Source organism: Cupriavidus sp. 05T41, from assembly GCF_056396525.1.
Window position 1 is genome coordinate 1 of the sequence record NZ_JBFTLQ010000075.1, and the last position, 22240, is coordinate 22240.

Here is a 22240-nt window from a genome sequence, read left to right on the forward strand (position 1 = left end):
GAACTTGACCGTGCCCGGCAACTGGTCCTTCATGCCGGCCAGCACCTCGGCCGTCGCCATCAGTATCGCCACGTGGGTGTCATKCCCGCATGCGTGCATGACGTCCACTTCCTTGCCGAGGTACCGGCCCTTTGCCTTGGAAGCGAAGGGCASGTCGACGCGTTCCTTCACCGGCAGCGCATCCATGTCGGCGCGCAGCGCCACCACCGGACCAGGCTTGCCGCCCTTGAGCACGCCAACCACGCCGGTCCTGGCCACGCCCGTCTCCACTTCCATGCCCAGCTTGCGCAGGTGGTCGGCGACAAGCTCCGCGGTGCGGGTCTCGTAGTTGCCGAGTTCCGGATGCTGGTGGATGTCGCGGCGCCAGGCGATGAGCTGGGCTTCGACGGCCTTGGCGCGCGCCTCGATCTGTGCGTGCAGGGTGTCGGCACTGGCGGGGGCCGGCGCGGTCTGCGCCAGCGCGGCGTTGCAGAGCAGGCCGGCGGCGAGTGCGACGCTGGCGAGGGCAATGCGGGTGGTGGAACGGGATGCGTTATGACGGACAGCCATGCGGGATCTCCTTCGTTGTTGTTGGTTTGATGCAAGCCGTGTTGCGGGATGCAGGTACAGCCTGCCGCAAGGGAAGCTGGCGGTTTTCTCCCCTCCTTGCTGTGGATTCATGCGACTGCCTTCAACTCGTTGTCCGAGCTTTTCTGTCGTGTGTCGTCCCTTGCGCTTCGCGTCTTTGCGAGCTCATGCCAATGAAATGATGTTCGTCATATCATGAGGCGAACGATCAACGGCAGCGGTGGGCTTTTCCGCCCTTCACTCCCGGCTGTCGCAAGCATCAATGTAACCAGCGTCTACATGGTAGTCAGGCATATCCGCATKGTCAAGAAGGAACCGATCTCCATGTCCTCGGTGCTATCCCTAGGGACATGGCGCCAGTGCCGGCGTAGGCTCGCCGTCGATTCGTCTTCCGCGACACCCATGCCGACTTCGGCCCGACCCTGGCGTGGTCCGAATAGGCATTCCCTGCGGCTTCGACCTGCCCGCCGCGTTCCGCCGCGGCGACGCAGGCGCGGATCGCCTACTCCGCCTCCACGCTTTCGAATACACTGTGCGCTCGGACAAAAACGGGCACATTCGTCTGTCGCTCATCTTGCCTAGGCGCTCCCGGCTTGCGCGGTGTTTTGCGGGAGCCCGATCGCGCGGGACGCGTGTTGATGGCAGCCGTGCCGTACCTATCTCCTGCGCTTTGGAGAAAGACGCATGAAAAGCTGGATCGCAAAGGCCGCCGGCGCGCTTGCTTGTGCAATAGCGTTCCTGGCAGGACAGGCGTGCGCCGCGGACACGGCGACGCTGACCATTTCCGCTGGCACGCAACAGCGCAACTGGACGCGCGACGGGTTGCTGAATGACCGTCGCCTGACCGATGTGACGGTGGACGACGACAATCTGAAACGCCGCCTGACGTTCAAGGCCATTCCCCTGGCGGTCCTGCTGCGCGGCATGCCGGTGACGCCCGACGCGAGTGCGACGACTGCAGCCGGCGATGGCTATATTTCGCACCTGCCGATGCGCCTGCTGCTGGCTGACAGCGCCGACGAGCCGCGCGCCTGGCTGGCGGTGGAGAACCCGGCCGCGCCGTGGCCAACGCTCAAGGGCCAGGACATCGGGCCCTTTCGCCTGATCTGGACAGTTCCGTCGGGCCACGCCGCTTCCGTGGTCAACGAGAGTCTCTGGACATACAACATCGTGCGCATCGACATCACGGCTTCGCCTGCCGAGCGCTTCGCGGCCATCCGGCCCGCCGCCGGCCTGCCTGCCGACGGCCCTGTCATGCGCGGCTTTGCGACGTTCCAGCGCGTTTGCTTCTCGTGCCACTCCCTCAACCGGGTCGGCGATGCACAGCTTGGCCCCGATCTGAACGTGCCATACAGCCCGGTCGAGTACCTGGGCGACGACAAGCTGACCAAACTGATCCGTGACCCGCAGGCGCTGCGCTGGTGGCCCAACGCGCGCATGTCAGCGATCGACAGGAAAACGCTGTCTGACGCCGACCTGAAGGACTTGCTGGCGTATCTGCATCATATGGCCGGACACAAGGTGGCGGCGTCTGCGGCAGGCTCGTGACTCCGCTGCTACCTTGATTGCCACGCCACGGTTGCTGTCATGGTTGCACTCACAGGAAGGTCTTGACGATGTCCGTCGAGGAGCGTTGTCCCAGCGCGCTGAAGTTTGCCTTCAGCCAGCCATCGGCGCGCTCGCGTCCCAGCGCGCAGAGCTCACTCAGGAAGTGCCAGTCCGCGTTGAACTTGCTCGATACGCCGAGCCTGGCCATCTCGGTCTCGGCATCGATGCTGTGGATGAACATGCGCCGGTAGCGCGCGGGATCCAGCGCGCCTTCGTCGATCAGGCTGGAGACGAACTCGATCGCGCGCATCTCCCGCATCAGCGACGAGTTGAAGCTCAAGGTGTTGACCCGGTCGAGGATTTCCCGTGCCGTAGTCGGTACATTTGGAATGCGGATCGGATTGATGCGGATGATCASCACATCGCGGGCGTCGGTCTCGTAGATCAAGGGGTAGATGGGCGGATTGCCCATGTAGCCGCCGTCCCAGTAGTACTCCCCCTCGATCTCCACGGCCTGGAACAGGCTGGGCAGGCAGCCCGAGGCCAGCACGGTCTGGATGCTGATTTCGTGATTGCCGAACACCCGTATGCGGCCGCTCAGCACATTGGTGGCGCACAGGAAGAGCCTGGGGCTACGGCAATTGCGCAGTATCTCGAAATCGATCATCCGGGCCAGCATGTCGCGCAGCGGGTTCAGGTTGGACGGGTTGAGCTGGTAGGGCGAAAAGAAGCGGGTGACATAGTCGAACATCAGCCACCCCGGCGAAAGGTTCAACTGGTCGAAGCCCATCATCCGGTCGAGCCAAGAGGGCTGTAGCGGGCTCATTCGGGCGCAGTCGGCGACGCCGCKCCACAATGCCTCAAGCATCCGRCGCGCCCCCTCCCGTCCACCGCTGACGAGGCCGTAGGCGAGCACGGTAGCGTTGACCGCTCCGGCGCTGGTGCCGCTGATGCCGTCGATCTCGATGCGGTCATCCTCGAGCAGGCGATCGAGCACGCCCCAGCTGAACGCCCCGTGGCTGCCGCCTCCCTGCAGCGCGATATTGATGCGGCGGACCGGGGAGGATGACGTCCCGTGCACGGCGCCCTCCTCGGTTGCCGGCGTCGCTGGCGCTGCCCGCCTGGCGTTGCGCCGGGGGCCGCTTGCTGCGGCTCGCGCTGGTTGGGACATTGGCGTCTCCTCGATCGATGGCTGCCGGGGCTCAATGCGGCGCCGGGAGGCTGAGCCGCCACGTCAGGTTGCGACGGGCGCTGGCTTCGCAGCGGGCGTGGAATATGTCCGTGTAGTAGATGCGTGGACGCGCCAGCAGCGCACCCAGCAGGGTACGCTCGCGCGCATCGTAGGTCCGTTCGTCGAGATCGGGGCGCTCGGCCCGCAGGCGCGCCCCGTCCTGGCGGAAATGCGTACGTCCGCCACCGAGAACCGCCAGGTCGATGTCAACGGTGAAGGCGGCGTCCGGATCGGGCGGCGCAACGGCATGCCGGGTCGCCAGGATCATGTCGGCGATGCGCCCCGCCGCCGCGATGCGCCCCCCGGCCCGCTGCACGAACCACTCGGCGCTGCGTTGCTCGTTGTCCCTGGCTCCGGGAATGAAGATCACGTCGTGGCACCAGAGCGCCAATTCCACGGCATCGGGGTCGGGGACCGCGTCGCGCACCCGGTCGAGGTCGCGCATGCAGCGGCGCACATGGTGCAGGGTGTGATAGTGACGCGCCGGCTCGGCGTAGTGGCGTGCCAGGTCCGCATAGGTGGCCTCGCMGTGGATGCCGCCACAGCGCGACCACAACGCCAGGAAGCGCGCTTGCGTCTGGTTCATCTGGCCTCCCCCGCCACGGAGCCCCGGGGCGGGTCTCATTCGCGTCACGCRCGTCCCCCGGATCAGCATGAGTATGCGCCACGGCCGCGCCGGTGAGGCGGTAAAGGATCGCCTCCAAAGTACTCTGCCGCACTATCGCGGCGCAGCCGGCGCGCGAATTCAAGTTGAGCAACCCCGGCGACGGTGCCAGAATGCCCAAAGTGCAAGCGCAGTTTGCCGACGACGTTTTGACGGCCAGCCGATCGACCGGACGGATTGATGCATATGGACCGAGAACCAGTACCTCAGGCGTCCGACGGCTCGGTATTGTTCGCGGATGTCAGCGGCAGTACAAGGCTATATGAAACGGCCGGCGATACGGTCGCCTTCGGTGCCATCACCCGCTGCATCGCCGTCATGAAATCCTGCTCCGGGGCCGTCCAGGGCCGCGTCGTCAAGACCATCGGCGACGAGATCATGGTGGTGTTTGCATCGGCCGAACAGGCGATGCAGGCAGCACTCGACATGCAGGTGGCGGTTTCTGAACTTCCGCCCATTGCCGGCGTGCCCATGTCGGTCCATATCGGCTTTCATCATGGCCAGGTGTTGTCCGATGAATCGGGCGACGTGTTCGGCGACACCGTGAATCTCGCCGCCCGCCTCTCCAAGCTCGCCTCGCGTGGACAGATCATCACCAGCAGGACCTCCGTGGAGCGCCTGCCGGAGAGGTTGCGCCAGATGACCCGCTACCTGTACCCGATACAGGTGCGCGGCAAGGAACCGCCCGTCGATCTGTTCGAAGCGATATGGCAGCAGAACGCCGACATGACCGTCATGGCCGTGGCGAGTCCGCGCGCCTTGCGCAGCGCGCTGCTCACGCTGAGGTACCGGGAAACGCTGCTCGAAATGAACGCCACCTCCACGCCGGTCAGCATTGGCCGCGACAGCGCCATGAATATTGTCGTGGCGGACCGGCAGGCGTCGAGATTCCAGGCGACGGTCGAGTCGCGCGCGGGCAGGTATGTGCTGACCGATCGAAGTTCGAACGGCACGCATGTCACCATCGATGGCGAAGATGAATTCGTCCTGCGCCGCGACGAAGTCGCGCTCAGGGGACATGGCTGGATCACGTTTGGCCAGTCGATGGAGTCCGCGGGCGAGCGGGTTGAGTTMTTTCTCTACGTTGAAGGCCGCTGAGCGTCAAAGTGAGTGCCGCGACACCCGATGCCAGGCAAGGGTCGCCTGCGCCACCTGAGCCAGCAGCCGGCACCACGGTGCCCGCCGGCGACGGATGCGCCGTGCGGGGCGGGCCATGCCCCGCTCAATCCGCCTTGACCTGGGCCGCCACGACGACGTCCTTCCATGCACGGATGTCGTTGCGGATCACCTGCATGAACTGTTCGGGCGAGTTCCGCCCCACCCATGCCAGGCCTTGCTGCGCAAACGCGGGCTGCAGCCCGGGGTCGAGCATGACCCGCGTGATCTCGCCATTGAGCCGGCTGACGATACCGGCCGGTGTGCGTGCCGGCACGAAAAAGCCATACCAGCCATCGAGGTCGAAGCTGAATCCTTGCTCCTTGAGCGTCTTCACATTTGGCAGCATGGGCGCGCGGCGCGTGCCGGTCATGGCGATCGGCCGCAGCTTGCCGGCCTGGACCAGGGCGACGGGCGAGCGCGCATCGACGAATGCAAGTTTGACCACGCCGCCMTGCAGGTCCGTGAGCAGTTGCCCCATGGTCTTGTAGGGGATATGCCGCATCCGGAGCTGCCTGTCGTGCGCAATGGCTTCCATTGCGAGGTGCCCGGTCGAGCCGACTCCCCACGTGCCGTAGGCGATCTCGGGATTCGCGCGCACGTATTCGAGGAATTCGCTGAAGTCACGTACCGGCACGCCCGCGGCTGCCACCAGCAGCACGCCGCCGGCGCTGACCTGGATGACCGGCGCCAGGTCCCTGAGCGTATCGTAGGGCAGCGTAGCGCGAAGCGCGGCGTTGACCGACACCGCCGAGGCATTGCTGAAGAGGATGGTGTTGCCGTCAGGCGCCGCCTTKGCGGCCATGTCGTTGCCGATCAGGCCGTTGGCTCCGGGCCGGTTCTCGACGATGACGGGCTGCCTGAGGGCCTTCGACAGGGGCTCGGCAAACAGCCGCGCCATCAGGTCGGTGCCCGAGCCGGCCCCGCCCGGCACGATCATGCGCACGGGCTGGGACGGCCACGGCGGCGCCGGCTGGGCCCGGGCTTGGAGCGGGCCGGCAATCAGCGCTGCCATGGCGGTGGACAGCAGGCCTTCCATCCAAATGCGTCGGTTCATCGTTGTCTCCTGGAATCCGTGCCGGGTAAGCACCGGTCATGCGCAAAGGCAGCGGTTCGCGGCGGCGCGCGCCCCGGAACCGCCGCTGTACTAGCCTTGCTTCGGGGGCGGCTGGAACCCGAGGAAGGCACGATTCCAGGTCGGGCTGATGACCAGTTCATTGATGGTGGCGCGCGCCGGCATCGAGATCACGAAATMGACCGCTGCMGCCACGTCTTCCGCCTGCAGCATGCGCGCAAGGTCTTCCTCMGAGGGCGGCGTGGGACGGTTGAGCAGGATCGGCGTGGCCGTCTCGCCCGGATAGATCGCGCAGGCGCGGATGCCGTTGGCGCATTCCTCCATCGCCACGGACAGGGTCATGGCGGCCATCGCATGCTTGCTTGCACCGTAGGCGGCGCCGGTCAGCGCGGAGGCGAAGCGGCCGGCCCAGGACGAAATATTGACGATGGTGCCCCCGCCCTGCTCCCGCATGCCGGGCAGCACGGCGTGCATGCAGTAGAACGCGCCGTTGAGATTGATGTCGATCACCTGGTCCCAGTCCGCCGGCGTGAGCTTCGACAGCTTGCGGTTGGCCACGTTGATGCCMGCCGCGTTGACCAGGATGTCCACCGCGCCGATGCGCTCCTGCAACTGCCGGCCGGCCGCTTCCACCGCTGCGCGGTCCGCCACGTCGAGAGGCAGCGCGATGATCCGCTCGTTCCCGCACTCGGCCACGAGGGCGTCGATCGCCTCCTGGCTGCGCGCGGAGATGACCACGGTCGCGCCGGCCTGCCAGAGCGAGAGCGCGCAGGCCCGCCCGATGCCGCTGGAGCCGCCCGTGATCCAGGCCGTTTTTCCGTGCAGAGACTTCATGGTTGTACTCCTTCGCCTTGATGCTTCGATGCTTCGATGCTTCGATGCTTTGATGTCTTGATGGATTCATCCGCCCGCATGGCGATGCACGGTGTCACCCGCCGCATGCGGCGCGATTCAGTGCGTGGTCACGCCCATGATCTGGTTCACGTCATAGATCGGCGGCCGGGGATTCTTCGCCCAGGCATCCGTGAGCAGGTACCGCAGCCTGAAGCTCTCGGGCACGTCGGCCAAACCCGGCGTGAACAGCCACAGGCGCAGCAGGTGGCGCTTGCGGTCCAGATCGGGATGATCMTCGTAGCTGGTGCGCGAATGCAGGATTACGTAGTTGTTCAGGAACTGCATGTCGCCCGGCGCGAGTTCCATATCGATGCGAAAGCGCGGATCCTGCGTGTAGGCGTCGAAGCGGTCCAGCGCGGCGATGTCTTCCGGCGCCAGGCGCGGCGCCTCGGGAAAGCGCTGGGCCGTGTTGATGAAACTGCGGATATACCGGTTGAACAGCCGGCCGCCATGCCACGTGAACACGTGCGTCATGGTGAACGGCGCCTGGCCGGGCGCTTCCTCATGCCGGCGATCGAAGGCGAAAGGCTGGTACAGGCGCGCCAGCAGGTCCGGATGTTCTTGCAGCATKGCATTGTGAATGGCCATGGAGCTGGCGATGCTGCTGACCCCGCCCTCTTTCGCCGTGCGCAAGCAAAGCAGGCCGACGACATCCGCGCCATCGGTGTGGAACGGCAGTCGATGCCGTGACTGGTAGCCGCGCGCGGTCATGTCGTCCTTGGGGTTCTTGCCAAGATCCCAGACATGCCCAAGCACGTCGCCGAAGGCGTTTTGCGCCACGGCGCGCCCCATGTGCATGCCGATGCCCCAATAGATCGCGCCGGCATCCATCTTCGAGTAGCGCTCCATCGGCAGGCCGCGCAGCAGCACGACGCCCATGCCACGCTCCAGGCGCTGGCGCAGGTCGGCGAGCTTCGTGGCGAGGCTGCCGAGCGGAAAGGTTTCCCTGGTGATGGCGGGCACTGCCAGCCCCAGCCCCTTGGCATGGCCCAGTGCGGCATCCAGCTGCGCGACATCGTCCTGGCTCAGCCACATCACCCATTCGGACTCTCTCGAAGCCATCTCCGCCGCCGTCCAGCTGGCCGGCGTCTCGACGGGCTTCGGCGTAGCAATCTCATGCACAGCTTGCATCTTCGTCTCCTTGTTTTAGTGGCCGTTGCCAGGCGCCGGCCGTTGAATACATTGTGCGAAGAGACGCACCGGATGGCTAATGAAAAATGATGCTCACGACAAAACCAAAAGGTAATATCCGATATGTGAACCGTCCTCTCATGCGGCGAAAATTCAAATACTCACCAGAGTTTTAAGGGTCTGCACCGATGGATGCCATTAGTTTCTTACGCACTGGGTTGAAGTTGCGCCATCTCCGTCTGGTAATAGCGCTGGAGGAATACCGGCAGGTCGGGCGGGTGGCGCATGCGATGAACATCACGCAGCCGGCCGTCTCGAAGGCGCTGGCGGAAATCGAGGACGGCCTCGGCTATGCCTTGTTCGTGCGCCGGCCGCGCGGCATCGAGCCCACGCCGCATGGCCTGTGCTTTGTCCGCTACGCGCAGTCGATCCTCGACGAACTGGACCGGGCCGGCGATGAACTCCTGGCGCTGGGCCAGGGGGCTTCCGCCACGATCGCCGTGGGTACGATGCCGGGCACCACGCTGTCGCTCGCGCCGCGCATCGTGGCGCTGGCCAAGGCGCGCATGCCGACCTTGAACATCGCGGTGTACGAGGCGCCGATGGATATCCTGATGGGGCAGTTGCGCACCGGCCGGCTCGACGTGGTGCTCGGCGCGCTGTCGGAAAGGGCCACGCCGCAGGACGTCGGCCAGCACCATCTCTACKAAGAGGTCATGCGCGTCGTGGTGGGCCCCGGCCATCCGCTCGCCACGCGTGCGGACGTGGGCTGGCGCGACCTGGCCGATTTCCCGTGGGTGCTGCCGCCGCGCACCGCAAGGCTGCGGCAGAGCCTGGACGCCGCRCTCAGGCGCATGAAGGTCGAGAGCCCGCCGCACCATGTCGAATCCGTATCGGCCGGGCTGGTGCTGGGGCTGCTCGAAGAAATACAGGCGGTGGCGGTAGTGACGGGACGCCTGGCGCGAACCTATGAAGAGCGCGGGCTTGCCCGCATCCTGCCGCTCGAGATTCCAGGCGTGCTGCTGTMGATCTCGACCTTCACCCTGCTAGGGCAGGCGCCCTCGCCCGMCATCGAGGCCTTCCAGCATTGCGCGGAGCTTGCCGTGGCGGGCTGAGCGGCGCGGCTACTCCGGCTTGATGCCGTTGGCCTTCACGACGTCCGCCCAGGTGGCGTAGTCATTCCTGACCGTGCGCGCAAACTCGTCGGGGCTGGTCAGCGGCGGATCCGCCATCATGTTGAGCTGCTGGAAGCGCGCGGCCAGCGTCGGCGAGCGCAAGGCCTTGTTGATCTCCGTATTCAGCGCGGCGACGATATCGCGCGGCGTGCCTTTGGGGACGAACACACCATACCAGCCTTCGTTGCGCATCGGAAAGCCCTGCTCGGCCATCGTGGGCACATCGGGGTAGGCCGGCGCGCGGTGCTTTCCGGTGATGCCCAGCGCGCGGATCTTGCCGCTCTTGACCAGGGGTACCGAGGTGGTGATGTCGACGAAGGCGACCTTCAGCACCCCGCCCTGCAGGTCCGTCATGATCGGCGGCACGCCTTTGTACGGCACGTGGGTCAGCTCCAGCCCCGCCAGCGTGCGGAGTTGCGCCATGGCGAGGTGGCCGCCCGAGCCGACGCCCCAGCTGCCGTAGTCATACTTGCCCGGACTGGCCTTGACGGTGGCGACGAACTCCTTGACGTTCTTCGCCGGAAAATCGGGCGTGACGACCAGCAATACCCCGCCCGCGCCAATCTGCGCAACGGGAACCAGGTCTTTCACGATGTCGTAGGGCAGCTTCGGCTGGATGGCCTGGTTCATCACCGTGGCGGACGCGCTGGCGAACAGGACGGTATAGCCGTCGGGCTGCGCGCGGACCACGGTATCCACCGAAAGTTGTCCGTTGGCGCCKGGCTTGTTGTCCACCACCACGGGCTGCTTCAGCGCTTGCGAAATCTGCTCGGCGAAAACGCGGGCCAGCACGTCCGGCCCGCTGCCGCCAGGGCTGGGAACGACCAGGCGGATCGGCCGCGACGGCCATTTGTCCTGGGCCAGGGCGGAACCCGCAACCAGTGCTGCAGCCGTCAGTGCCGTGATGCTCAATGCAAGGCCGGCGCGGCCTGCCCATTTCTGCTTCATGTTGTCTCCTGGGAAGCACACGCCGTTTCTATGAGTGTCTGGCTATCGGAGGCGTGTGTGCCGGTGAATTCTGCCCACGCTCAGGCCCGGAACACTAATGAATTAATACCTCAGATACATGAGCAATCGGTAATGTCGCAAGATGGGAGCGGCGCGCCCCGGCGCTATGCGCGGTGGACGGTGAGGCGGGGCCGCCGGCGGCGCTCGGTGCGCAGCGCCCCGGGAGGCACGCCTTCCCAACGCTGGAAGGCCTTGTTGAATCCCGCCTGCGTCTTGAAACCCAGGGCCTGGGCGATATCGCCCGCGGGCAGATCCGTATTGGCCAGCAAGCGCCGCGCAAGCGCGCGGCGTTCTTCGTCGAGCAACACGGCGAAAGACGTGCCGTGATCCTGCAAGTGACGATGCAGGGTAAAGCGGTGCACGGCAAACAGCGAAGCCAGCCGGGTCGCGGTGCACTCTCCCAGCAGCATCAGGTCGCGCAGCGCATGGCGGACCTGGCCGAGAAAATCAGGCATGACATGGGATTCCAGCTCGCTGAGGTAGCGGACCACCGACGATTCGAGCGCCTCGTCGGCCACGCCGCAGCGCTGGTCGAGGGTGGCCGAGGCGAAGGTGAATTCGTCGCGCGGCTGGCCAAACAGGACATGGGGACCGAAGTGCGAGGCGTACGGCCCCAGCCCGGCAGGGAGCGGCCGGGACAGGTGAACCGCCGCGGGCGTCCACATCTTGCCGAGCAGCAGGCGGAACAACTGGAGGTTGGCCGCCAGGTAGGCCGTCAGCAATTCCTCGCGGCCAGCGAAGGTGCCGTCGATCTCGACCGAGAATGCCGCGTAACCCTCACGCACGGTGAGCGCCGTATCGATGCCCCGGTACCAGATGCGGCCGTAGCGCAGGATGCCCTCCACGGCATCGCGCGCCGTCTTCGAGGACAGCAGCAGCAGCCGCAGGGGGCCGGCATTCTCCATGTTCGCCCGGGCACCCACCAGCACGCCGAGGTGCGGGCAGGCAGCCGAATCGCTGGCGTCCGCGAGGATACGCGCGCACACCGCCAGCGCCAGCGGTGCCATGGGCTCCTCCAGCGCCGCCGCGGTTACGCCATGGCGGCCCAGGACCGGCCAGGGATCCACGCCAAGTTCCCGCAGGACTTCGATCACGCGCGCCAGGGTGCCCATGGGTACGGAACGGTTGACCGGCTTCATAAATTCAGGGTTTCCACCAAGTGTGACACCAGTATATTAAGGAGTGACGCAAGGATAAACAAAAGGTCTCGATGCCGTCCAGAATATCGCCATGCGCCCCGCGCTGATATTCCCGACCAACCAGGAGACGACCCATGCATTTTCTCGACGACAGCCTGCTTCCCGAAAACCAGGAAAAACTGGTGATCCAGGTGGCGCCCTACGGCCCGCAATGGCTGCCCACCGATTCCGACGACATCCCGGTCAGCATGGATGCMCAGGTCCAGAAGGCCGTGGATTGCTACAACGCGGGCGCCACCGTGCTGCACGTGCATGTGCGTGAATCCGACGGCAAGGGCTCGAAGCGCCTTTCGATGTTCAACGAGATGCTGGCCCGCCTGCGCGAAGCCGTGCCCGACATGGTGCTGCAGGTCGGGGGCTCGATCTCCTTCGCGCCGGAGGGCGAAGGCAAGGCAGCCGAATGGCTGGACTATGACACCCGCCACATGCTGGCCGATCTGAACCCGAAGCCGGACCAGGTGACCATCGCCATCAACACCAGCCAGATGAACATCTGCGAGATGCTGACCGAGGACGACGTCAAGGGCACCATCCTGGAGAAGCCCGAGTACGTCAAGGCGTACAGTGAAATGGTGGTCGACTCGAAGCCCTCGTTCTTCCTCGAGCACCTGGAGCGGCTGACGAAGGCGGGCATCCAGCCCCATTTCATGCTCGGCCACGTGGCGCAGCTCKAAACCGTCGAGCGCCTGATCCGCAAGGGCCTGTACCGTGGTCCGCTGATCCTGAACTATGTCGCCATCGGCGGCGGCGCGGCCGGCCTGYACCCGGCCGACATGATCGAGTTCGTGCGCMGCACGCCCGACGGTGCCGTGCTGACGATCGAGAGCGCCATGCGCGCCGTGCTGCCCATGAACGCCATGGCGATCGCGCTCGGCCTGCACGTGCGCGTGGGCATCGAGGACAACCTGTGGGGCCGCAAGGGCGAACGCATGACTTCGGTGCAGCAGATCGAGCAGACCGTGCGCCTGGCGCGCGAACTGGGCCGCGATGTGGCCGATGGCAAGGATGCGCGCCGCATCTACAAGATCGACGAGTGGTACGACAGCGCCGACGAGACCATCCGCAACCTCGGCATGGTGCCCAACCGCAAGCCGGGCCAGCGCGGCTTCCCCGTGCCGCAAGCGGCCTGATCCCGCGCTTGCCGCATCACCCACCGGCCCTCGCCAGCCACGCGCACGAGGGCCGGCCTCACCTCAGCAACAGTGGTACTGCCATGCGAATGAAAGACAAAGTTGCGCTCGTGACCGGCGTCGGGCCGGGCCTGGGCAAGGCGATCGCCGTCACGTTGGCGCGCGAAGGCGCAGACGTCGTGATCTGCGACGTGAACCAGACATCGCTGCACGAGGCCCGCGAAGCGGTGGAAGCCGCGGGCGGCGCCTGCCTGGCACTGCACTGCGATGTCTCGTCCAGCGCCGAGGTCAGCGCCATGTTCGCGGCCGCCGTGGCGCGCTTCGGCACGGTGCACGCGCTCGTCAACAACGCCGCGCTGACGCCCAACAGGCCAATCGACACCGGGCGCCGCAACCAGCTCTACGAGTACATGCAAACGCCGGTGGCGCGCGACTCGCTGGGGTTCACCAGTGAAATCAGCGACGACGAATGGCTGCGCTACTGGGGCGTCAATGTGCACGGTGTCTTCTATTGCACGCGCGAAGCGCTGAAGCTGATGCAGCCGCAGCGCTTCGGGCGCATCGTCAACGTCGCGTCKATCGCCGGCATCTCGTCGAAGAGCGCGCACAGCCCGCACTACAGCGCCACCAAGGGCGCGGTGATCGCGTTMACCCGGTCGGTGGCCATGGAAGTGGCCGGCGCCAACATCTTCGTCAACGCGATGGCGCCGGGCGGCGTCGCGACGCCCGCCTTCAACCAATACCTGGAGCAGATCGGCGATGCCGGCCGCAACCGGCTCTGGCAGGGCTGCCCCTCGGGGCGCTTCGGCACGGTCGAAGAGTATGCCGCGACGGTGCTGCACCTTGCGAGCGACGAGCACTACCTGGTCGGCCAGGTGATCAGCCCCAACGGGGGCTCGGTGATCTGATCACCGCAACAGCTTCGACAGATATGCAAATGAATCTCTTCCCCCACTACAAGGCGCTGCGGGACAACGGCGTGCTCGGCAGCGAGCTCGACCCGCTCACGCAATGGGATCCCAAGTGGATCGCTTCCTGGGTCGCGCTGGCCCGCGACGCACAGGCCGAGGGCGTGCTCGACCCCAAGCTCGTCGCGCTGATCCGCCTGAATATCGACGTGACGGCGACCCATCTCTACAAGCCCGGCGTGTCGCGCCACGTCCGCGAGGCGCTCCAGCTCGGCGCGAGCCGTGCCGAAATCCTCGAAGTCTTCAAGTTGGCCAGCGTGGTTGGCATCCACGCCTGCGCGGTCGGCGTGCCGGCGCTCGCCGAGGAACTGGCCCGCGCGGGCCTGCCCGACGAGCCGGTGGCGGCCGGCGCCACGCCGGTATGCGACGCCGTGCGCGCCAACGGGATGTTCAACCCGCTGTGGGAAACGCTGTACCGCTGGGATCCGCTGTACCTGGAGAAATTCCTGGCGATGGGCTTCGGCCTGTGGCGCGACAACATCCTGCCGCCGCTCTGGATCGAGTTTCTCTGCATCGCCGGCGATGCCGCCATCACCCATATGTACGGCCATGGCACGCAACGGCATATCGAGGCGGCACTCAAGCTCGGCGCGACGCGCGAGCAGATCCTGGCCGTGCTCAAGATCGTCAGCCTGCAGGGGATCGAGGCCTGCGAACTGGCGGTGCCGCTGCTCGACCAGGCTTGCCGGGCCATCGAAGCCTAGCGCCAGCGGGCGCCGCATGGCAGTGCCCGCCGTCCCCCATCCCCAGGAACGTACAGGAGGCCACAGTGCAATCACTGGCCCAACTCCCCCCCGCCGCAACGCTGAGCGAAGACGCGGGCACGCTTGCCGCCCTTTATCGGAAGATCATGTGGCGCTTGCTGCCGTTCCTGTTCCTGGCCTATGTGCTGAACACCATCGACCGCATCAACATCTCCTTCGCCAAGCTGCGCATGGCGCACGACCTGGGCTTGTCGGATGCGGCCTATGGCATCGGGGCGGCGGCGTTCTTTGCCGGCTACATCCTGTTCGAAGTGCCGAGCAACCTGTACATGCAGAAGATCGGCGCGCGCCTGACCATCACCCGCATCCTGCTGCTGTGGGGCGTCGCGACCATCGCCACCAGCCAGGTCAATTCGCCCGCGGCGCTCTACGCCGCCCGCTTCCTGCTGGGCGTCGCCGAAGCGGGGTTCTTTCCCGGCGTCATTCTCTACCTGACATACTGGTTCCCCGCCGCACGCCGGGGCCGGATCACCTCGCTGTTCCTGATGTCGGGAACGGTCGCCGGCATGATCAGCGGCCCGCTGGCGGCGGCCATCATGTCGCATCTCGATGGCTGGCTGGGGCTGCGGGACTGGCAGGTGCTGTTCGTGGTGGAAGGCATTCCCGCCGTGTTGCTGGGCCTGCTGGCCTACCGATGGCTCGATGACGGCCCGGACTCCGCGCCGTGGCTGAGCGTATCCGAGAAGGCCATGCTGCGGCGCCAGCTCGCCACCGAAAGCCGCCCGCAGGGGCACGGCGGCCTGCGGAGCTTGCTCGGGGATGCGCGCATCTATGCGATCGGGCTGGCCTTCCTTTCCATCTACGCGGCCACCAACACCATTGCCTACTGGATGCCGACACTGATCCGTGACTTCGGTGTGGACCAGGTCGCCCGCATCGGCTGGATCTCMAGCCTGCCCTACCTGCTCGCCCTGGCTGCCATGTTCCTGCTGGCGCGCAGTTCGGACCGACGCCTCGAGCGGCGCTGGCACGTCGCCGGCACCATGTTGGTCGGCGCCGCCAGCTTCCTGCTGCTGGGCCTTGTGCGCGGCGCGCTGCTGCCGTCGGTGATCTGCATGACTGCCGGCGCCGCGGCGTGCCTGGCCGCGCTACCCGTGTTCTGGACCATCCCGCCGGCTTACCTGCCTCGCGGCCAGGCCCCCGCGGGCATCGCCTTCATCAGCAGCCTGGGCGGCCTCGCGGCATTGCTCAGCCCCATCGTCGTGGGCGCGCTGAAGACCCGCACCGGCGATCTCTATTTCGCCTTCGACATGCTTGCGGTGCTGCTGGTTGGCGGGGCGCTCACCCTGCTGCTTGCCATCCCCGCCCGGCTGCTGGACGACAAGCCGGTGCGCGAAGGCGGGCCCGCGCGGTGACAAGTGGCTAGATATCGAGTTCAAGCTCGGGCGTCAGCGCCCTGGAGACGCAGATCATGATGCTCGTGTTGGCCTGCCGCTCATCGTCGCCCAGCACATAGTCGCGGTGGTCCGCCACGCCGGCCAGCACGGGCACTTCGCAACTGCGGCACAGTCCCTCCCGGCAGGAAAAAGGCAGGGGGACGCCGTTGCGCTCCAGGGTTTCGAGGATGGAGACGCCACCGGGGACCGCGAAGCGGCCGCCATGGCGGCGCAGGACCACGGTGAATCCCTGCTCCGCATCCGCGCCGGTCCGTTGCGGGCCGGCATTGAAGCGCTCGAAGTGGGTCGCCGCGCCGGGCACGCCTGCTGCTGCCGCCGTCGCGGCCACCGCGTCCATCAGCGGTGCAGGACCACAGCAGTACACATGGCTGCCTTCGGCCAGTCCGCCGAGAAAGGACGAGATATCKGCCAGATCCCCGCCGCGTTCGTCGTCGGCGTGAACCTGCACCCGTTKGCCAAAGCGCGACAACGCCGCCAGATACGCCGCGCGCTGGCGCGAGCGCACGCAATACAACAGCTTCCATGGCCTGTGGTTGGCTTCGCACCAGCGGATCATGCTGAGAACCGGCGTGATGCCGATGCCGCCGGCGATGAAGACATGGGTGCTGGCAGCCGCTTCGATGCCGAACAGCGAGCGCGGCGCGCTGACAGCAAGCGAGTCGCCCTCCCTGAGTCCTTCGTGAACGAAGCGCGAGCCGCCGCGCGATGCCTGCGCAAGGCCGACGCCAAGGCAATAGCGGTCGGTTTCGGCGGCGTCGTTGCACAGCGAGTACTGCCTGACGATGTTGCCGGGCAGCTGGACGTCGATGTGCGCGCCCGCGCTGAACGCCGGCAAGGCGCCGCCGCACGGGCGGCGCAGCTCGACGCCGCGTACGCCTTCGGCCTCCGCGGTCAGCCTGGATACGATGAGTTCGAGCATCTGCACTACCTCTGCAAGGCAATCGTTCTGGCTTCGGCAGGCGCGGCAGCCTGGGCCGACTCCTCTTCGAGCCTGCGGGCGACCGCCCAGCGGAACTGCGACAGCGCGGCATCGATCGAGAACGGCATCATCTTGAAGTCCGGAGCGAGCGCGAGACTGCGCTGCTGGGCCGAGATGATGTCGCGGTCCTCGTCGAATGCGGTGACCACGCTCTGGTGGATCGAGGCGGTGACTTCCGGCTTGTCGATGGCGAAGTTGTGCGGATGCGCGAAGAAGTAATGCGTGGAATTCTCCGTCTCCGGCGTGATCGCCTGGCAGCCACGGAACTCGGCGGCATCGATGCGCGTGCCCTCCGGCGCTCCGGTGCCGGTGGGCGCCATTCCCGAGTCCATCAGCAGGATGGCCGGAAGCGTGAAGTTGTAGATATTCCAGCGGTCGACCTTCCCGGGCCACGCCTTGACCGCCTTGGCGAATGCGGGCGCGTCGGTGTTAAGCGCCCAGCGCGTGATCTTGACACCGCCATCGATACGCTCCACCTTCGGCTGCACGGCTGCATAGTCCTCGCCGCCGCCCAGGGTGGTCGGATGGACGAAGGGAAKGTGCGAGAAGTCGAGCAGGTTGTCGCAGATCAGCAGGTAATTCACGTCGTAGTGGATATAACCATCCAGGCTGCGCCAGTCCGGGTGGTCCAGCCACTGTGTGTCCGGCACGAGAGACGGATCGGCTTTCTCCGGATCGCCCATCCAGATCCACACCCAGCGGTGCTGCTCGACGATGGGGAACTTGCGCACCTTTGCCTGCGGCGGAATGCGCTCCTGCGCCGGCGCCCCGACGCACTTACCGGCGCTGTCGAACTTCAGGCCGTGGTACATGCAACGGATGCAGTCCCCTTCCCTGCGCCCGACCGACAGCGGCGCGCCGCGATGGCAGCAGCGGTCTTCCAGGGCGACGATGCTGCCGTCTTCCTTGCGATACATCACCACCGGCATGCCGATGATGGTGCGGGAGAACATGCCTTCGCGAGGKATTTCCTTGTCCCAGGCGGMGACATACCAGGTGTTCTTGATAAACATGCTCGTATTCCTTCTGAAGGGCTGTTGCGCGTGCGCCGCGGGAATCCCGGGCGCGGCTTGCCACGCACGCATCGCTGGGCAGCGAAGCATGTGCGGGACGCGCGAGGCGGATCGGCTGGCTAGTGTGCTGCGCCCGGCAGCGGGGAAAGCATCAGGATGAAAGCCATGCGCCGTGCGCAGGCGTGTGCCGGTGGGCGTGGATATGCACAAGGATGCGCACGAGGATGCGCACGAAGAAGTGCACATGGAAATGCGGTTGCAGGTCGGGGGTCATGCCTTGTCTCCGTTGCCAGGGCCCGTCTGCGGGGCCCTTGACTGCAGAATAGGTTTCGGGGAAACATGCGTCAACGTCATCCACCTAATAGCGAGAATGTACGCCATGCATGCGACGGACCTGGACCTGAATCTCCTGGCGGTGTTCGATGCGATGCTGCGCGAACGCAGCGTCACCAAGGCCGCGCAGGAACTTGGCCTGACCCAGAGCGCGATGAGCCACGCCCTGAACCGGCTGCGCGCCTTCTTCGACGACCAGCTCTTCGTCAAGGCGCCGGAGGGCATGATGCCCACGCACAAGGCGGCCGAACTCACCGAAGCCATCGTGGGCGTGATGGCCACGGTCAGGCAGCAGGTCCTGTCGCAGGCGCGGTTCGATCCGCTCACAGCGCGGCGCACATTCAATCTCTGCATGACCGACATGGGCGAGCTGGTGTTCCTGCCGCMGCTCATCAGCCGGCTGCGCCGCGAGGCACCGCTTTGCACGCTGCGCACCTTGCAGGTCCCGCTCCAGCAGATCKAGGGCATGCTCGGCTCCGGCKAGGCCGACCTGGCGCTTGGCTCCATCCGCGCTGCGCCGGAGGGCCTGTTCCAGCAGCGCCTGTTCATGCATTCGTTCGTGACCATCGTCAGCGCGCGCAACCACGAAGTGGGCGAAGCGCTGACGCTCGAGCAGTTCCAGCGCATGCCGCAGATCGTCGTCACGCTCTCGGGGCGCGCCAGCGCAGCCTACGACAGCGCGTTCGACGATCACGGCATCAAGCGCAATATCTACCTGTCGACGCCGCACTTCCTGGTCGTGCCGCTGTTGATGGAACAGCAGCCGGAGCTGATTGCGACGGTGCCGCTGGAGCTGGCCAATGTGTTCGCCAGGTACGGCACGGTGCGTGTCATGCAGCCGCCGGTGGCGCTGCCGGAATTCGCCATCAGGCAGCACTGGCACCCTCGCTTCCACCATKACCCGGCKATCATCTGGCTGCGGGAGCTGATGAAGCGCACCTTCGAGCATTATCCGCAAGTGCAGGTGGAAGCAGGCGAGCCGGCATCGCCGGCGCCGGTCAAGCGATCCCGGCGCGCGGCGAAAGAAGAGTAAGGCGCGAAGCCCGCGCGGCTAGCCGTTCGCCGCTGCCGGCTCCATCGCGCCAAACCGCCACGACAATCGCCGCGCCGCTTGCAGCAGCACCCGGGCCGTCTCGCCATCGGTGTGGCTGTCGAAGCTGCCCGAGGTGCCGATCAGGGCGACGACCAGCGCGATGCTGCCGGTATGGTCGAACACGGCCGCGGCCAGCGTGTCGATGCCGGGCACGGGCCTGCCCAGTGCATTGTCGATGCGCGCGGTGCGGATCTGCGCCAGCCGCGCCGCATAGGCCGGGGCAAGCGTTTCGCCCTTCCCGCCCCCGGCTTCGACGACTTCCGCCTTCGGCACGCCGGCCAGCCGAAGCGCATCMTGCTCCAGCAAACCCAGCAGCACGTGTTMCGGCAGATGCGCGGCGAACAGCCGGCCGATCGCCGTATTGACCAGCGACAGCACCGTGCCGACGCGCAGGCTGACGTGCTGCGGGCGCGCCGCCTCTTCCAGCCGCACCACCGTCGGCCCCAGCGGGCCGAGCACGGCCATGGCCACGCTCAGGCTGGTCGTGCCGGCCAGCTCGATGACTTCCGGCTCGGCCTCGCGCGTGGGCGAAAGCCGTTGCAGGGCAATCAGCCCGAGTTCCAGCCCCAGCGGGCCCGCGCGGAAATTGCCCGCCGCATCCCGCGCCAGCAAGCCGATCTTCTGCAGGCTGACCAGATGCGGAAACGCCTTGGCGGGCGCCATGCCGGCCGCGCGAGCCAGGTCGCGCAAAGGCAAGGGCCGGCCCGCGGCCACCAGCGCCGCGAGCAGCTGGCCGGTGTTGTCGAGCGACTGGATGCCGCGCTGGGGCTTGGCGGCGTCGCCCTGGTTGTCGTCGATTGGCAAGGATGGGCCTGTCATTCGGTCATTCGGTGGTGCCGGCAACGGCCTCGCGGATGGCGGCGGCGGTGGCCAGCAGCGCGCTGGCCACGGGGCCGCCCCAGTCCACGTCGATGACGCCGGTCGCCCCGACCACGGTCAGGACCAGGCGCAGCTGCCCGGCTTCGTCGAGCACCGGCACGCTCAGGCTGCTGACGGCGGGGCTCGGCGCATCGATGCTGCGCTCGATGCCGCGCTCGCGGATGGCGGCGAGCGTGGCGGCGAAGGCGCCGGCCTGCGCCGTGGCGCCGGCCGCGGCGGTATCCGCCGCCTGCTGCCGCTGCCAGATCGCCTGCCATTGCCCGGGCGGCAGGAAAGCACAGAACACGCGGCCGGTTGCGGTTGCCGACAGCGACATCACCGTGCCGACATGCAAGTTCACGTGCAGCGGCGAGCCGGCATGCGCATAGCGCACGATGGTGGGCCCCTGCGGACCCGCGGCACAGATCGCCACGCTGAACCCGCAGGACGCGGCAAGCCCGGCCACGCGCGGCACGGCAGCCCGGTAGGCGGCGTCGTGGTCGAGGTACAGCATGCCGAGCTGCAGCGCCAGCGGGCCCGGCTCGTAGCGGCCCGACAGGTGGTCCCGCTTGATCAGCCCGAGCCGCACCAGACTGACCAGGTAAGTGTGAGCCTGCGCGGGCGCGATCTGCACGCTGGCGGCGAGGTCGACCAGCGTCATCGGCGCGCGCACATCGGCCAGCGCCCGCAGGAAGCGCCCGCCGACCTCGACACTCTGGATACCGCGCTGCGCMTTCTCCGCCGCGCCTTCATCCGGCGTGGCGTCCGCTGATCGTGCCATTCGTTTTCCTTTGAAAGACCAGATGGTAATGGACGGGCCTCATGCGCCCTAGAAGATATCGGGTTTTCCCCTAGATTCGGTGCCCCATTCATTGCTCGCCTCAAGATTAGTCAATGGCAATATGTTTTGCTCTTGACTAATTTAACCGGCATTCCTAAGATGGCCTTACCCCGCAACCGGTGCAACCACAGAGCACAGAGTCAAGACGKGGCGAGACAGCCTCCACCATTGCAGCCGATCGCCATGGCTTGCGCCGTCTCGTCCCCCCACAAAACGACAGACAAGCAAAGAGGCAAGCATGAGCAAGGCATTCGCATCCCAGGCCGACCTGGAAGCCAAGAAAGTCACCTTTACCCAGCTCTCCGAGAACGCCTACGCGTACACCGCCGAGGGCGACCCCAACTCGGGTGTGATCATCGGCGACGACGGCGTGCTGATCGTCGATACCACGGCCACCCCTGCCATGGCCCAGGATCTGATCGCCAGGATCCGCTCGGTCACCGACAAGCCGATCAAGTACGTCGTGCTTTCGCACTACCACGCGGTGCGCGTGCTGGGTGCCTCGGCGTACTTTGCCGAGGGCGCAGAGCAGGTCATCGCCAGCCGCGGCACCTACGAGATGATCGTGGAGCGCGGTGAGGCCGACATGAAGTCCGAGATCGAGCGCTTCCCGCGCCTGTTCGCCGGCGTCGAGACCGTGCCCGGCCTGACCTGGCCGACGCTGGTGTTCGAGAAGGAGATCACGCTGTACMTGGGCAAGCTGGAAGTCCGCATMGCGCACCTGGGTTCCGGGCACACCAAGGGTGATACGGTGGTCTGGCTGCCGTCGCAGAAGGTGCTGTTCTCCGGCGACCTGGTCGAATACGACGCGGCCTGCTACTGCGGCGACGCGCAGCTCGCGCAATGGCCGGCCACGCTCGACGCCCTGCAGGCGCTGGGCGCCGAAAAGCTGGTGCCGGGCCGCGGCCCCGCCCTTACCAACCCGGAAGAGGTCAGGCAAGGCATCGCCTATACGAAGGACTTCGTCAGCACGCTGTTCCAGGCCGGCAAGGAGGCCGTGGCCGATCGCCTGGACCTGAAGCGCGCCATGGCCCATACGCGCGAGTCGATGGACCCGAAGTTCGGCCATGTCTTCATCTACGAACACTGCCTGCCGTTCGACGTGTCGCGCGCTTTCGACGAAGCCAGTGGCATCGCCCATCCGCGCATCTGGACCGCCCAGCGCGACAAGGAAATGTGGGCCGCGCTGCAGGAATAAGCGCGAACCGTAGCGAGCG

General features: G+C 66.4%; 22 protein-coding genes. 9 read left to right on the plus strand and 13 right to left on the minus strand.

Translation table 11 applies throughout. The features are described from left to right. A partial coding sequence (locus AC1DKV_RS31415; RefSeq protein WP_477138826.1) for a M20/M25/M40 family metallo-hydrolase occupies window positions 1–549 on the minus strand: 549 nt, incomplete at its 3' end. A 702-nt stretch (window positions 550–1251) separates the two neighbouring features. Between AC1DKV_RS31415 and AC1DKV_RS31420 the strand changes: the two genes are divergently transcribed. Further along, window positions 1252–2115 carry a cytochrome c gene (locus AC1DKV_RS31420; RefSeq protein WP_441643428.1) on the plus strand — a complete coding sequence of 288 codons (864 nt, stop codon included), beginning with the start codon at window positions 1252–1254 and terminating at the stop codon, window positions 2113–2115. Window positions 2116–2164: 49 nt separating this feature from the next. On the opposite strand, the gene AC1DKV_RS31425 is transcribed toward AC1DKV_RS31420, so the two are convergent. After that, the gene (locus AC1DKV_RS31425) at window positions 2165–3196 is read right to left on the minus strand and encodes a patatin-like phospholipase family protein (protein WP_477138827.1); all 1032 of its coding nucleotides are present in this window, start codon (window positions 3194–3196) and stop codon (window positions 2165–2167) included. 121 nt (window positions 3197–3317) lie between these two features. Continuing rightward, the gene (locus AC1DKV_RS31430; RefSeq protein ID WP_477138828.1) at window positions 3318–3932 is read right to left on the minus strand and encodes an HD domain-containing protein; all 615 of its coding nucleotides are present in this window, start codon (window positions 3930–3932) and stop codon (window positions 3318–3320) included. Window positions 3933–4196: 264 nt separating this feature from the next. Between AC1DKV_RS31430 and AC1DKV_RS31435 the strand changes: the two genes are divergently transcribed. Then, complete coding sequence (locus AC1DKV_RS31435; RefSeq protein WP_477138829.1) at window positions 4197–5108, plus strand: adenylate/guanylate cyclase domain-containing protein; 912 nt, start codon at window positions 4197–4199, stop codon at window positions 5106–5108. A 124-nt stretch (window positions 5109–5232) separates the two neighbouring features. Here the strand turns inward: AC1DKV_RS31435 and AC1DKV_RS31440 are convergent, their stop codons facing one another. From AC1DKV_RS31440 to AC1DKV_RS31450, 3 genes are all read right to left on the minus strand, one after another. Continuing rightward, a complete protein-coding gene (locus AC1DKV_RS31440) occupies window positions 5233–6222 on the minus strand; it encodes a Bug family tripartite tricarboxylate transporter substrate binding protein (RefSeq protein WP_477138830.1) in 990 nt (329 codons plus the stop codon). A gap of 90 nt (window positions 6223–6312) precedes the next feature. Beyond that, entirely contained in the window at window positions 6313–7074 is a 762-nt protein-coding gene (locus AC1DKV_RS31445; RefSeq protein ID WP_477138831.1) for an SDR family oxidoreductase, read from the minus strand. Window positions 7075–7191: 117 nt separating this feature from the next. After that, window positions 7192–8265 carry a TauD/TfdA family dioxygenase gene (locus AC1DKV_RS31450; RefSeq protein ID WP_477138832.1) on the minus strand — a complete coding sequence of 358 codons (1074 nt, stop codon included), beginning with the start codon at window positions 8263–8265 and terminating at the stop codon, window positions 7192–7194. A gap of 224 nt (window positions 8266–8489) precedes the next feature. On the opposite strand from AC1DKV_RS31450, the gene AC1DKV_RS31455 reads away from it, so the two are divergent. Next, window positions 8490–9380 carry a LysR substrate-binding domain-containing protein gene (locus AC1DKV_RS31455; protein ID WP_477138833.1) on the plus strand — a complete coding sequence of 297 codons (891 nt, stop codon included), beginning with the start codon at window positions 8490–8492 and terminating at the stop codon, window positions 9378–9380. A gap of 9 nt (window positions 9381–9389) precedes the next feature. Here AC1DKV_RS31455 and AC1DKV_RS31460 read toward each other — a convergent pair whose 3' ends face one another. Both AC1DKV_RS31460 and AC1DKV_RS31465 read right to left on the minus strand, forming a co-directional pair. Then, window positions 9390–10388, minus strand: a complete 999-nt coding sequence (locus AC1DKV_RS31460; RefSeq protein ID WP_441619583.1) for a Bug family tripartite tricarboxylate transporter substrate binding protein — start codon at window positions 10386–10388, stop codon at window positions 9390–9392. 164 nt (window positions 10389–10552) lie between these two features. Beyond that, window positions 10553–11587, minus strand: a complete 1035-nt coding sequence (locus AC1DKV_RS31465; protein ID WP_441619585.1) for an AraC family transcriptional regulator ligand-binding domain-containing protein — start codon at window positions 11585–11587, stop codon at window positions 10553–10555. A 134-nt stretch (window positions 11588–11721) separates the two neighbouring features. On the opposite strand from AC1DKV_RS31465, the gene AC1DKV_RS31470 reads away from it, so the two are divergent. The 4 genes from AC1DKV_RS31470 (at window position 11722) to AC1DKV_RS31485 (ending at window position 15864) form a co-directional block, all read left to right on the plus strand. Then, window positions 11722–12777 (plus strand): beta-keto acid cleavage family enzyme, encoded by a 1056-nt coding sequence (locus AC1DKV_RS31470; RefSeq protein ID WP_477138834.1) that lies wholly within the window; start codon window positions 11722–11724, stop codon window positions 12775–12777. Window positions 12778–12866: 89 nt separating this feature from the next. Next, window positions 12867–13685 (plus strand): SDR family NAD(P)-dependent oxidoreductase, encoded by an 819-nt coding sequence (locus AC1DKV_RS31475; RefSeq protein ID WP_477138835.1) that lies wholly within the window; start codon window positions 12867–12869, stop codon window positions 13683–13685. A gap of 29 nt (window positions 13686–13714) precedes the next feature. Beyond that, on the plus strand, window positions 13715–14449 hold the full coding sequence (locus AC1DKV_RS31480; protein ID WP_441619590.1) for a carboxymuconolactone decarboxylase family protein: 735 nt from the start codon (window positions 13715–13717) through the stop codon (window positions 14447–14449). A 65-nt stretch (window positions 14450–14514) separates the two neighbouring features. Beyond that, window positions 14515–15864 (plus strand): MFS transporter, encoded by a 1350-nt coding sequence (locus tag AC1DKV_RS31485; RefSeq protein ID WP_441619592.1) that lies wholly within the window; start codon window positions 14515–14517, stop codon window positions 15862–15864. Between the two features lie 7 nt (window positions 15865–15871). Here the strand turns inward: AC1DKV_RS31485 and AC1DKV_RS31490 are convergent, their stop codons facing one another. The 3 genes from AC1DKV_RS31490 to AC1DKV_RS31500 form a co-directional block, all read right to left on the minus strand. Continuing rightward, entirely contained in the window at window positions 15872–16825 is a 954-nt protein-coding gene (locus AC1DKV_RS31490; RefSeq protein ID WP_477138836.1) for a PDR/VanB family oxidoreductase, read from the minus strand. Between the two features lie 5 nt (window positions 16826–16830). Further along, entirely contained in the window at window positions 16831–17898 is a 1068-nt protein-coding gene (locus AC1DKV_RS31495) for an aromatic ring-hydroxylating dioxygenase subunit alpha (RefSeq protein WP_477138837.1), read from the minus strand. Between the two features lie 151 nt (window positions 17899–18049). Further along, window positions 18050–18172 (minus strand): hypothetical protein, encoded by a 123-nt coding sequence (locus AC1DKV_RS31500; protein WP_441619598.1) that lies wholly within the window; start codon window positions 18170–18172, stop codon window positions 18050–18052. Window positions 18173–18277: 105 nt separating this feature from the next. On the opposite strand from AC1DKV_RS31500, the gene AC1DKV_RS31505 reads away from it, so the two are divergent. Continuing rightward, the gene (locus tag AC1DKV_RS31505) at window positions 18278–19264 is read left to right on the plus strand and encodes a LysR family transcriptional regulator (RefSeq protein ID WP_477138838.1); all 987 of its coding nucleotides are present in this window, start codon (window positions 18278–18280) and stop codon (window positions 19262–19264) included. Between the two features lie 18 nt (window positions 19265–19282). Here AC1DKV_RS31505 and AC1DKV_RS31510 read toward each other — a convergent pair whose 3' ends face one another. Together AC1DKV_RS31510 and AC1DKV_RS31515 are read right to left on the minus strand one after the other, a co-directional pair. Next, on the minus strand, window positions 19283–20143 hold the full coding sequence (locus AC1DKV_RS31510; protein ID WP_477138839.1) for an IclR family transcriptional regulator: 861 nt from the start codon (window positions 20141–20143) through the stop codon (window positions 19283–19285). A gap of 4 nt (window positions 20144–20147) precedes the next feature. Further along, window positions 20148–20963, minus strand: a complete 816-nt coding sequence (locus AC1DKV_RS31515) for an IclR family transcriptional regulator (protein WP_477138840.1) — start codon at window positions 20961–20963, stop codon at window positions 20148–20150. A 298-nt stretch (window positions 20964–21261) separates the two neighbouring features. Between AC1DKV_RS31515 and AC1DKV_RS31520 the strand changes: the two genes are divergently transcribed. After that, window positions 21262–22221: an MBL fold metallo-hydrolase gene (locus AC1DKV_RS31520; RefSeq protein ID WP_477138841.1), complete on the plus strand. Its 960-nt coding sequence runs from the start codon at window positions 21262–21264 to the stop codon at window positions 22219–22221. Window positions 22222–22240: the final 19 nt, after the last annotated feature.

Coding starts and splice junctions, on each gene's coding strand:
- AC1DKV_RS31420 (WP_441643428.1), top strand. CDS start 1,252: ATGAAAAGCTGGATCGCAAAGGCCGCCGGCGCGCTTGCTTGTGCAATA.
- AC1DKV_RS31465 (WP_441619585.1), bottom strand. CDS start 11,587: ATGAAGCCGGTCAACCGTTCCGTACCCATGGGCACCCTGGCGCGCGTG.
- AC1DKV_RS31480 (WP_441619590.1), top strand. CDS start 13,715: ATGAATCTCTTCCCCCACTACAAGGCGCTGCGGGACAACGGCGTGCTC.
- AC1DKV_RS31500 (WP_441619598.1), bottom strand. CDS start 18,172: ATGACCCCCGACCTGCAACCGCATTTCCATGTGCACTTCTTCGTGCGC.